Here is an 11,407-nt window from a genome sequence, read left to right on the forward strand (position 1 = left end):
TTACAACAGATTGCTCTGATTTAACTGAATAAGAAATTATTCTAATTATTTTAATTTCTTTCAGTTATTATTAAATCTGTGTTATCAGTGAGATCCGCGCGGGGAAATTACCCAAAATACCATTGCTGAATAGTTACCAAAGAAACAGATTTTTTCTCCAGAAATAAAAATTAAGTTGCGGATGTTAAAACACATTGAGTTTCACATGCTAAAGTTGAGTCAATTATTGCAGTCTGGTTAAAATTGTGAGAGTTCTGGCAGCGGCTTCACAATTTGAGATGCGCTGTGGCGGTGCGTCCTGCGTGATTGGTAAACGAGAACAAAGCCCACTCACCGGTGAGCTCGCTCTCATATCTCACGTGCAGCGTTTTCGCGGGCAGCCGTAATTGGGCTGTGCCGTCGAGCTTGTCGTCGCTTGCCGCGTGTGTCGATAGGCCTTTCTTTTCCACTATGCGCAGCTTGTCGCCCACGGTGGTCGCCACCACGTTCACCGTGTCGCCAGCCGGCAGCGGGATGCCGTTGCGCAGCAGCATCACGATCCCGTCGTCGAGGGCGTGCAGTGCCACTAGGCCGTCGTCGCAGGTCACGCACGGGTTGAGCGCCATAGGCACTATCTCGGTGCTTGCCGGGCCTTCCTCTTTCTTGCCGAACAGCAACGCTATGAGCGACACGGCAACGGCAAATGACATGACGTAAAATTCGGTGGAGTTTACTTCAATGACCATGTGGTATTGTATTTACACAAAATCTAGATATCCGGATGGAGCCGGATACCTAGACTGTTCTGTTACAGGCATGTGCCCTGCATTGATTATCACTTGATGATGCGGATCTGTGTCACGGGAGTTGTACTCATAGTTTCCTCGCTGGTGCCGGCATACACGTTGTACACGCCAGTTTCGAGGCGCTCGCCGGCGGCGTTGCATCCGTCCCACTTGGTGCTTGTGCCCTGTGCATGCAGCGTAGCCACTGTGTTGCCCTTGCGGTCGGTGATCTTGAGCACGGAGTTCTTGACCAGTCCGGTGATGGTGGCAAAGCCAGTGTTGTCGGGGCGCAGGGGGTTGGGATAAGCCTGCACGTTGTCGTAGTTCTCGATCAGCACGGGAGCCTCGTGGAAATACTCGGCAACGCCCTCGCTGGTGACGAAGATCACAGAGTTGGTGTTGGGCTTCACGGTGATGCTATACAGGAAGTTGCTGGGCAGCGTGCTGTTAGAGATGTCGTAGTGTGCCAGCACGCTCTTGTTGTCGGCGCTCAGCAGGAACACGCCTTGGGTCTTGGTGCCCACCCACTTGCGGCCCTGTTCGTCGATGGCGATGCTATACACATACTCGCCCTCGAGGAAGCGGCCCGACTCGCTCTCGGTGCCCATCTTGATTCGGATTGTGTGGGCAATCAGGTCGTCGCTCCATGCCTTGCTGGGGTCAAAGTAGAACAAGCCGTGGTCGGTTGCCACCCAGATGTTGCCCTCGGCGTCGGGGGTGAAGCCGTAGATCTGCATCCAAGCAAAGTTTGCGCCGTCGTCGGCAGGAAGTGATGTGATATAGGCTTTCTTGGGCGACGGGTTGTTCAAGTCGCCTTCCATGTCCCATACCTGGATTCCCGAGTAGTTGACCTCGCCTATAGTGTAAACGGCGATGTTCGTGCCCTTGGTGAACGCAAAGCTGCATCGCTTGTTGTAGTTACGGTTGCCATCAATTTCGGGTGTAATCCAGTTTTCCTTTGCGGGAGCCTCGTTGAACTTGTCCTTGGGCAGGATCATCACATAGGGGTTGTACTTGCTACCGTAGTCGATGGCGCGGAATGACTGCACGCCCCACAGGTTGCCGTCGTTGTCAAATCGCAGTGCGTTCATGAACGACAGCGGGCTGTTGCTTGCAGAGTGTTGCTGTCTCACGGTGTCGTTCACGGCATGCACGATGTATGCCGAGCGGGTGCTGTAGAAGTAAGAGTTGGGCTGTCCCTCCTCAAACACCAGCCAGTAGTTGGCATAGTTGTTGGTGGGAGCGCCCTTGGGAGTCACGTTTTTCCAGACGTTGCCGTCATAGCTCCAAATCTCGGGCTGCGACGGGTTGTACTGCTTGATGAGCGCATTGTCGCACGTGCGGTTCACATACACCTTTCCGTCGCCGGGGTTGTAGGTGCTGTAGAAAGCGTTCTGGGTGATACCTATGCCGTTGGGCACGTAGTAGGTGCTGTTGCCCGCTTGGTGCACGCCGCTAGCACCGGCTGCCCACTTGGTGCCGTCGCCTGCCGGGTGGCATGTGAAGATTTCCTTGGTGCCCTTAACCATCGTGGGCGAGCTGCCGTCGGGGGCAAAGGTGTAGTAGAACCCTTGCGACATGAAGTTGGCGATGAAGCCTGTGGGAGTGGGCTGGATGTTGTCGGCAGGACCGCCAGCGATCAGTGTCACTTCAACGTTTGCGTCGTCGGTAAACTCGACAGTGATGATGTCGAGCTCTTCGTCGGTGCGCATGAAGAACTTCTCCCCGTTGATGGGATAGAAGTGGGCGTTGGAGGGATACATGTTGGTGCGGGTGAAGGCACTGAAGTCATCGTGGTTCTTGCGGGTGTCGTAGAAAACCTCGTCGTCGCTCGACACGACAAGCACGCCGCTCAACAGCATTGCCGATGTGATGCTGCGGTTGTAGTAGTAAGTGTCGGTCACTTGCAGGGTCTTGTCGTCGATAAACACAAGGCCAAACTCGGTAGCCACAACCATCTTGCCGTCGGCAAAAGTGATGTCGTTGATGCCCTTGGGACCGTTATACACAGCATCGGCAATGTCGGGTATGTTGGTCACGCTGCCGTCGGGGTGTATCACGTCGATGTTAGAACTGCGGTAGGTGACCACTGTGTAGCCGGCATAGGGGGCGTAGTTGTGGTAGATATTGGTTGTGACCACATCGTTGACACCTTCTCCCTTGTCGAGGATTTTCACCTCCTTGGTGTCTTTGTTGAAGACAAAGAGGTTGTTGCTGCATTGAAGGTAGGCCACGTTGCCCACGTCAATGAAGTTCTGCGTGCCGCTTCCCATATACTTGGGGTGGGCTTTCCACTGGCCATTGTCTTGCGCCGAGCACACGAGTGATGTAACCGCCGCGAGTACTAATAAAACACGTTTTATCATAGTTGTCTAATTTGTTTACAATTTACAAAGATACAAAATAATTTGATAATCTCGCACTTTTAGAGCACTTTGTTTGTTTTTTTAATTAAAAGCGGTTACAAAACGACATCACACCAATAGTTCCCTCCGTTTGCGACTTCCCCCACAGAGACACAAATGCCATCAAAGGGACAGTCCCTATGATGGCATTTTTTCAGTGTTTTTGTTTTTTTTGACTCACAGAGACCATAGAGAAAAACGCGTCACTTCCCGGCGATGAGACGGTTGACCGTGGTGTCGATCTTGAGCTTGCGGTAGCCCCACACTGCCAGTGCGGTGAGAACGACGTAGATTATCACCATGGTGTTGTAGCTGTGAGGTATGAACGAAGCCACCACTGTGTTGTTGATGTAGCGTGTGAGCGGATGCAACACGAATATCAGCGCCGACACCTTACCCACGGCATCGGCAGCCTTGAGCAAGCGCCCCCTGAGCAAGCGGGCCATGCACACAAACATCGCCGCACCCACTGCATAGATAATGCCCCACAGCACGAAGTTGAGAGTGAACCCCAGGAACATGATCACCAGAACCGGCAACAGGCAAGCCGCGCGACGGGGGCTGAGGTGCTCCTCGCGCATGTAGCGGGCGGCAAGCATACCCAGCGAGAACGGCAGCAAACCCACAAAGACGTTGTCACGCATGAGACACCCGAACAGCGACTCGGGTGGCACCACGTTGTGCATCACGATGCTGACGACTATGAGCGCCACGGGTATCCACACCCGCGCCCTGTGGCTGTCGAAGCGATAGAGCAAAGCATAGACGATGTAAAGCTGCATCATCAACCCCAAGTACCAGTAGATGAACGGATTGATCCTGAACATGGTCAGGAAGTTGGTGGTCATCGTGAACTGCGCGATGAGGCCTCCCAGCGTCACATTAGTGTGGTGTGTGATGATGAGCTGCAACACGGGGAACAGCAGCTGCGGCACGAGCACCAGCGCCAAGAGTTTGCGGTATTGGTTGAAGATAAACCGGCCTGCACCGAACGGGGCGTCGCCCTGCTTGCCTTGCTCATACTTGCGCACCAGGCCATATCCGCCCAGGAAGATGAACGCTGCCACGCCGATGTAGCCGAAGCACGAGAACAGCTGTATCACCAGGTTGATGTCGGGGTGCTGGAGGTAGTCGCCCCAGCGCAAAGTCTGGTCGATGGCCCACTCAAACTCGCTCTCCTTGATTGAGAAATGGTAGTTGTGGCATATGTTGTGCAGCATGATCGACGTGATGGCAAGGCCACGCGCCGCCGAGCATTGCTGCTTGCTGAGTAATGGTTGCATGAATTTGTTATTTGAAAACAATTAAAAGCACTATTATTTAGTGTCTAGAGCGAGTATTTTGTCTATAGTTGTAAAATTGAAAGTTCCCCAAATGTCTAACGGAAGCGAATGGAATTTGTTATAGAGTCCGCTATGGAATTCCAGTTCAAATACCAACGTAAAACCATTGAAATCGTCTTGATTTTTCTTTCTCTTACACACGCGTATGCTCTTAACGAGATAAAGATTTTTGAATCCTTTCCCTTTGATGTAAGGCATAAAGTAGAATTGTTGGTTAAGTACAATTGAATCGGGAAAAATTTCACTTGTATAGCATGTGTCTTTTGCCTGTCCAACAAACGATTTAGCATTATTTTTATCGATTAGAGCGATAAGCACTTTTTTTGATTTGTCAATAGATTGTTGCTCGTTTTTTTGACAACCATAGCAAGTGACATCCTCTTGAACAAAAGAACCTGTTATCATGTTCTTTTCCCCAAAAAGTTCATATAATTCAAACAAATTTAATTGTTTGCATGAAGTGTTGACCGTTGAGGTTTGTGTTTTGTTATCCTTTGTTACAACAAGCCGCGACTGCTCGCTAATTATTTGTTCCACAGCCGTTTGGTAATTGGCAGGTTGTGACGGGAATTTGCGTTGTATGCTATTGAGCAGTCGTATAATCGAACGCCCTATAGCCCATGCCAAATTTACAGGAACTGCATTCCCTATCTGTTTATATTTATCGCTTAATGTCCCTTTAAATTGCCATGAATCGGGAAAAGTTTGTATTCTTGCATATTCACGAACGTTTAGCGGACGTGTTTCTAGCGGATGGCATCTCTCTGTCTGTTTTTGACAAGGAGAACAAGTTAAAGTGAGAGAAGGTTCATTAAGGGAAAGCCTTCTTGCCATGCCGGTTTTTCCTCCACCAAGATGCCAACTGCCACCCATGTATTCTTTAGCGATGTTTTCTGGCAAGTCGCGCCAATCTCCACCTTGGGGTACAAGGTCTAGTACCCGCGATTTTTTTTCCGGGTATTTTGCCCCCTCTGATGCGGGTACATCTTGGTCAAAAATAATGCCTCTAAACAAAGCGTCACGAAGGGTTAGCACCCGTTCAAAAGGGGAGGGCCACTGAAAGTCTATACCATTGGCAACATCGTTGCGAATAGCAATCAGAATAAGACGTTCGCGTTTTTGTGGGACTTGATACATTATTGCTTTGAGAACTTTAGGCGCTACGAGTGTGTATCCCAGTTCACTAATGGTGTTGCAAATTGTCCTAAAAGTTCTCCCATCGTCATGACTTTTAAGTCCTTTGACATTTTCTCCCATAAAAACAAGAGGTTGTATTTCCTTTACGGCACGCGCTAGTTCAAAAAACAATGTTCCTCTGGTGTCGCTAAACCCCTCTTGTTTTCCGGCATAAGAGAACGCCTGACAAGGAAATCCGCCAGACAAGAAATCTACTTTTCCCCGCAATGGAGTGAAATCAATGTGACGGATGTCACCTTCTATTACATTCCATTCTGGTTTATTGGTTCTTAACGTTTTGCATGCCGAACTGTCAAATTCATTAAGTAGGATGTGATGTAATCCTGCTAACGACATGCCAAGCGCTAAACCTCCTCCACCTGCAAATAATTCTATTGAATTATACTGCCTAAGGGGAGTAACATTCTTTTCATCGTTCCAGTTGGTGTTAAGCATGGCACACACGTCTGGTATATCGTTCAGATCCTCCATGTTAAAGCCACGCACACCATCCACCGTGTATGTTTGATACATGCCATTTTCCGCCCACTTTTGCACTGTGCGGTTTGATGTGCCTGTTAAGGCTGCTAAATTATTTTCAGATATGAATTTCATGATTATAGGCCGCCCTTATTCTTGATTTCTAGGGCAATTTCATTTACTTTATTACGAATCATGGCACTACCATCGATATTGTCTTCCTCAACGACTTCGCCAAAAGCTTTTGCAAGCTTGTTATAGAAGTTTTTGTCTCCTGTTAGCCGTTCCCAAAAATCAGCACCACACAAAACCGGGTAATGTGCATCAATTGCTTTGTAATTAGCCGAAAGATTTTCACGCTCTCCATACAAAACACCGACAACCAAGTCGTCAAATTGCAACCCCATTTTATCTAGGCGAGATTTATTCATTAGATACTTGAAATGCCCCAGGATTGTAGCTATGTCATCTTTGTTTATAGTTTGTGGACCCGCCTTGCACTGACAGTATTTTCGACGTCCGTCAATTGCGTCTTCAAATTCAATGTCAATCCCATTTATTCCTGATGCTCCACCAACGATTTCCTTAAGGGTTGAAATGAAAACCTGAATATTCTGCCCGAAACTAGTGTTCAAGCTTGTCCCAAGAATGCGAGGATATACGAGAGCCTTTGCTAGACTTTCAGGTTCGGTATTACCACACAAAAATGAAGCAAGATAGTTTATCAAAAAGGGGTTAATATTAAAACTCTTTAGTTTTAAACTATTTAGGTTTTTGATGTGATTAGGGATAATCGTTGTGCGAAAATATTCCTTACCGCTCAAGATAATAGCTGATTTTTGCTCTTCGGTCATGCTGTATTGGATTATATAGTTTCTTTTTCCGTTGATTCAAACTGCCCTACAATCAAGTATGTCACAAATTAGATGACAAAGGGAAATGCAAGGAAATGGTTGTGAAGAAATACATAGGCAACCAGATACCGAGGCACCCGGTTACCTATGCATTAAGTATCATAATCAAGCCTGCGCTGCCTTGGCGGCTTCGGCCCATTGCTTCACCTCGTCGGCAGTGGGTGCCTTGTAGCCCAGCTTGTACTTCTTGTTGATGTCGAGCAGGTCCTGGAAGAGCTTGCCGGGACGCTCCAGTGCGCCGAGGGCCTCGACGGTGAGCACGCCGGCCTTCTGGATGGGTGCTACCCACTCGGCGGGAATGCCCAGGGCGGTGAACGCCTCTTCCTTGTCGCGCTTGGCAACCTTCTCGGGACGCATCTGCGGGAACAGGAGCACATCCTGGATGTAGCTGTTGCCGGTCATGAGCATCACCAGGCGGTCGATGCCGATGCCGATACCGCTAGTGGGAGGCATGCCGTACTGCAATGCGCGCAGGAAGTCCTGGTCGATGATCATAGCCTCGTCGTCGCCCTTGTCGGCAAGTCGCATCTGCTCCTTGAAGCGCTCTTCCTGGTCGATGGGGTCGTTGAGCTCGCTGTAAGCGTTGGCAAGCTCTTTGCCGTTGACCATGAGCTCGAAACGCTCGGTCAGGCCCGCCTTGCTGCGGTGCATCTTGGTGAGGGGTGACATCTCCACGGGATAGTCGATGATGAATGTGGGCTGGATGAATGTGCCCTCGCAGGTCTCGCCGAAGATCTCGTCGATGAGCTTGCCCTTGCCCATGGTCTCGTCAACCTCGATACCCAGTTTCTTGCACACGTCGCGCATTTCTTCCTCGCTCATGCCGTTGAGGTCATAACCGGTTTTCTCCTTGATGGCGTCAAGGATGGGGAGGCGGCGGTAAGGAGCCTTGAAGCTGATGGTCTTGCCGTCGATCACGGTCTCGGTGCTGCCGTTGACTGCCACGCAGATCTTCTCGAGCAGCTGCTCGGTGAACGACATCATCCAGTTATAGTCCTTGTACTGGACATAGAGCTCCATGCAGGTGAACTCGGGGTTGTGGTTGCGGTCCATACCCTCGTTGCGGAAGTTCTTGCCTATCTCGTAAACGCCCTCAAAACCACCCACGATGAGGCGCTTGAGGTAGAGCTCGGTGGCGATGCGCATATACATGCCTATGTTGAGCGCGTTGAAGTGAGTCATGAAGGGGCGAGCGCTTGCACCGCCGGCGATAGCTTGCAGCGTGGGAGTCTCAACCTCGGTGTAGCCGGCAGCGTCGAGCTCGTTGCGCAGGGTGCGCAGCACGGTGGCACGCTTGAGGAATGTGTCCTTGACGCCGGCAGTGACGATGAGGTCAACGTAGCGCTGGCGATAGCGCAGCTCGGGATCCTCAAACGCGTCGTAGGTAACGCCGTCCTTGACCTTGACCACAGGGAGGGGTTTGAGCGACTTGCTCAGGAGCTTGAGTTCCTGTGCGTGCACGCTGATCTCGCCTGTCTGGGTGCGGAACACGAAGCCCTTGATGCCCACGAAGTCGCCCATGTCGAGCAACTTCTTGAACACCACGTTGTAGAGGTCCTTGTTCTCGTCGGGGCACAGGTCATCGCGGCTGATATACACCTGGATGCGGCCGTGTGAGTCTTGCAGCTCAATAAACGAAGCCTTGCCCATGATGCGGCGGCTCATGATGCGGCCGGCAATGCTCACGGGACGGGGCTCAGCGTCGTCGCTGAACTGCTCGCGGATGTCGTCGCTGTAAGCGTTTACGACATACTCGTCGGCGGGATAGGGGTTAATGCCAAGTTCGCGCAACTGGTTAAGGCTGTTGCGGCGAATTATCTCTTGTTCGCTCAGTTCTAAAATGTTCATAAATCGTGTATATAGAATTTTAGTGTTTATTTTTGTTGTTGCTTATTGCTGTATAGCTACTTATTGCTGTGCCAGTTGTGCCTGCAAGGCTTCCTGCAATTTCTGTCCCATGAGTTTCTGGAACTCGTCCTGCTTGCCCTTATTGGCATAATACTCGCCCAGGATGTGCAGCATCGCCGTTGCCCTGTCGTTCTCAGCCTTGCTGTCCAGTCCGTCGGCCGACTTCTCGGCAAGTGCCATCTGCAGGTCCACGATGTCCTGTGCATCCTTGTCCATGTTGCCCGTGGGCACATAGTCGCATTGCTTCACAAGGGTTTCGATGCGCTTGGCCACAGCTTCGGGGTTATCCTCGTTTATAGACTGTGCGTCAGACGCTTTGGGTGCATCCTCCACCATCTCAAGAGCGCTGCTGGCGCTGGCTTCCTGCCGATATTTTTCCTTGTCGTTGCATCCAGCCAAGGCCAGGACCAAGAGCAAGGGTAATACTACTTTCTTCATATCTTTTTCTTATTCAAATGTTTCCAACTTGCAAAGGTACGTTTTTTTTGACGTAAACGCAAACTTTTTAGATTAAAGGTCAGGGCAACCGCATCAAAACTTGCCAAAACTTCCCAAGAACTTCCCGACTTCCCCCACGGAGACACAGAGCCCACGGAGATTTTCTACTGAAAGAAATTATCCGAAATTAGAAGAAATTTTATTATCTCCCACAATGTCCACAGAGATTGGTTTTTACTGAAAGAAATTAAAATAATTAGAATCTTATGTCTTAAAAAAATCTCTGTGGCCTCTGTGTCTCTGTGGGAGATCGTGTGAAGAGGGGGTGCGGTTGCCCTGTGAGAATGAGAGCAGTATTTGCGTTTTTGGATATTATTTTGTAACTTTGCACCCTTTGAAAATTCACCTCTAACCATAAATTATTGAAATAAAGACAAATGGACGTTATTACTATCATTGCTTACATAGGCGGTATCGCCATGGTATTTGGCTACCTGCCGCAGGCGATCCACACAATGCGCACACGCAACACCGATGGCATCGCCATGACCACATTCCTGCTCATGGGCGTCGGCTCGCTCGCTTTTGCTATCCAGGGCGGATATGCCTGCTTTAACGGCGACACCAGCTTCATGGGTATTTTTGTCACCAACGTGATCACAACCATTTCAAGCGTCATCATCAGCGCAATCAAGATCCACAACGACTTCTTCAAGAAGAAGTAAGACTCACTCCCATAAACGGGGATGCAATAACACACAACGAGGTCGCTATGCCCATAGCGGCCTGTTGTGCGTTATTGGCAGTCATGTCATGCAACCGGGCAACTCACCTCTGCGGGTGTTTCCGAAGATATTCGCTGGGGTTCATTGCGGCATGCTCGTCACAGACGTAATATTTTTTATATTGTTTGTTACTATATTGATAGTCACACATTATACAATTAGGATCTTTGCAATGGTTAAAATCATACCAACCATGACCAAATTCATGTATAATTGTTTTATAGAAAGCTTTGTTTTTAGATCTATAGTCTGATACTATTGATGCATGATGGTTTAAGCGCGTCAATCCCATGATACCATAGTTGTCATAGCCATGAATCTTTGTAGAAATATCTTTGTGAGTTAAGCCTATGACATACTCATCATATTTTGGTTTAGCAGTCAGCAAATCGTTCAGCAGTATCGATGCCAGATAGCGATTTCTTTTAGCATAATATGCGTTTTGCGGCAATTCTTTGCTCGGCAGGACAACGACGTCACTGACAGCCACATCCACACCAGCAGTCACAAATTCTTCTTTGATGTGCTTGCTTAGTTTTTTTGCCTCATCCTGTGAGAAATCGGCATAGGGTTGCAAATAGAGTGTCACGTGCGGATCGCAACAGTCAACGACCTCTTCTTCTTGTTCTTCGGCGCGATTTATATTATTGCAAGATGCTAATGCAATCATACAAATCATAAATAAAATCTGTTTCATAATAGTTTTTTTCTTCATAATCTTGTGAATTTTATTTGTTTTGCACAAAATTACAAAACATCACACCGCTTCCCGTCAACAAACACCCCTCCGATGTACGAATCACCTTTCTTTATGTACGAATAATGTTTTAACAAATATATAACTGAAAGAAATTAAAATAATTAGAATAATTTCTTATTCAGTTAAATCAGAGCAATCTGTTGTATCTATACTACAATAGATTTTTTGCAGATTCCCCGCGCGGATCTCACAAGATTATGTAATGAGAGGCTGAAAGCCGACACGCAGAACTCCCTGCAGGTGCCGCGACCAGCGAACCTCCCTTAAAACGGAGGACTCTGTCCTCAAAATGACTCAACTTTAGCATATGGAACCATTTGAGTTTCACCTGTTTGCTCCGATTAGCGTCCTACTGGACGCATCTGCTTGTTGATACTATACCCCCACCGCCACTTCGTTCGGCGGTGGGGGTTATTCAGGTATTGTCCTGCCGG

9 protein-coding genes are annotated in these 11,407 nt (G+C 48.9%); 1 reads left to right on the top strand and 8 read right to left on the bottom strand.

Features of this window, described 5'->3' with window-relative positions; genetic code table 11:
- Positions 1-266: 266 nt before the first annotated feature.
- The 7 genes from ACKI3C_RS07445 to ACKI3C_RS07475 all read right to left on the bottom strand — a co-directional run bounded on the left by ACKI3C_RS07445 (position 267) and on the right by ACKI3C_RS07475 (position 9,428).
- Positions 267-725, bottom strand: coding sequence for a hypothetical protein (locus tag ACKI3C_RS07445; RefSeq protein ID WP_407403611.1), 459 nt, complete (start codon positions 723-725; stop codon positions 267-269).
- 89 nt (positions 726-814) lie between these two features.
- Positions 815-3,130, bottom strand: a complete 2,316-nt coding sequence (locus tag ACKI3C_RS07450; RefSeq protein ID WP_407403613.1) for a FlgD immunoglobulin-like domain containing protein — start codon at positions 3,128-3,130, stop codon at positions 815-817.
- 242 nt (positions 3,131-3,372) lie between these two features.
- Positions 3,373-4,452: an acyltransferase family protein gene (locus ACKI3C_RS07455; RefSeq protein WP_407403615.1), complete on the bottom strand. Its 1,080-nt coding sequence runs from the start codon at positions 4,450-4,452 to the stop codon at positions 3,373-3,375.
- Positions 4,453-4,485: 33 nt separating this feature from the next.
- Positions 4,486-6,303, bottom strand: coding sequence for a DNA cytosine methyltransferase (locus ACKI3C_RS07460; RefSeq protein ID WP_407403617.1), 1,818 nt, complete (start codon positions 6,301-6,303; stop codon positions 4,486-4,488).
- 2 nt (positions 6,304-6,305) lie between these two features.
- Positions 6,306-7,022: a PmeII family type II restriction endonuclease gene (locus ACKI3C_RS07465; protein ID WP_407403619.1), complete on the bottom strand. Its 717-nt coding sequence runs from the start codon at positions 7,020-7,022 to the stop codon at positions 6,306-6,308.
- A gap of 165 nt (positions 7,023-7,187) precedes the next feature.
- Positions 7,188-8,930: a lysine--tRNA ligase gene (lysS, locus tag ACKI3C_RS07470; protein ID WP_407403621.1), complete on the bottom strand. Its 1,743-nt coding sequence runs from the start codon at positions 8,928-8,930 to the stop codon at positions 7,188-7,190.
- A 60-nt stretch (positions 8,931-8,990) separates the two neighbouring features.
- The gene (locus tag ACKI3C_RS07475) at positions 8,991-9,428 is read right to left on the bottom strand and encodes a lipoprotein (RefSeq protein WP_407403623.1); all 438 of its coding nucleotides are present in this window, start codon (positions 9,426-9,428) and stop codon (positions 8,991-8,993) included.
- 437 nt (positions 9,429-9,865) lie between these two features.
- Between ACKI3C_RS07475 and ACKI3C_RS07480 the strand changes: the two genes are divergently transcribed.
- The gene (locus ACKI3C_RS07480) at positions 9,866-10,153 is read left to right on the top strand and encodes a SemiSWEET family sugar transporter (protein WP_407403625.1); all 288 of its coding nucleotides are present in this window, start codon (positions 9,866-9,868) and stop codon (positions 10,151-10,153) included.
- Positions 10,154-10,256: 103 nt separating this feature from the next.
- On the opposite strand, the gene ACKI3C_RS07485 is transcribed toward ACKI3C_RS07480, so the two are convergent.
- Positions 10,257-10,928: a hypothetical protein gene (locus ACKI3C_RS07485; RefSeq protein ID WP_407403628.1), complete on the bottom strand. Its 672-nt coding sequence runs from the start codon at positions 10,926-10,928 to the stop codon at positions 10,257-10,259.
- Between the last annotated feature and the right edge of the window lie 479 nt (positions 10,929-11,407).

This window comes from Sodaliphilus sp. (genome assembly GCF_045598405.1).
Classification (GTDB): domain Bacteria; phylum Bacteroidota; class Bacteroidia; order Bacteroidales; family Muribaculaceae; genus Sodaliphilus; species Sodaliphilus limicaballi.

Bases quoted from the DNA above. Each gene is read 5' to 3' on its own strand.
- ACKI3C_RS07450 (WP_407403613.1), bottom strand. From the start codon at position 3,130: ATGATAAAACGTGTTTTATTAGTACTCGCGGCGGTTACATCACTCGTG.
- ACKI3C_RS07455 (WP_407403615.1), bottom strand. From the start codon at position 4,452: ATGCAACCATTACTCAGCAAGCAGCAATGCTCGGCGGCGCGTGGCCTT.
- ACKI3C_RS07480 (WP_407403625.1), top strand. From the start codon at position 9,866: ATGGACGTTATTACTATCATTGCTTACATAGGCGGTATCGCCATGGTA.
- ACKI3C_RS07465 (WP_407403619.1), bottom strand. From the start codon at position 7,022: ATGACCGAAGAGCAAAAATCAGCTATTATCTTGAGCGGTAAGGAATAT.
- ACKI3C_RS07445 (WP_407403611.1), bottom strand. From the start codon at position 725: ATGGTCATTGAAGTAAACTCCACCGAATTTTACGTCATGTCATTTGCC.
- lysS (WP_407403621.1), bottom strand. From the start codon at position 8,930: ATGAACATTTTAGAACTGAGCGAACAAGAGATAATTCGCCGCAACAGC.
- ACKI3C_RS07485 (WP_407403628.1), bottom strand. From the start codon at position 10,928: ATGAAGAAAAAAACTATTATGAAACAGATTTTATTTATGATTTGTATG.
- ACKI3C_RS07460 (WP_407403617.1), bottom strand. From the start codon at position 6,303: ATGAAATTCATATCTGAAAATAATTTAGCAGCCTTAACAGGCACATCA.
- ACKI3C_RS07475 (WP_407403623.1), bottom strand. From the start codon at position 9,428: ATGAAGAAAGTAGTATTACCCTTGCTCTTGGTCCTGGCCTTGGCTGGA.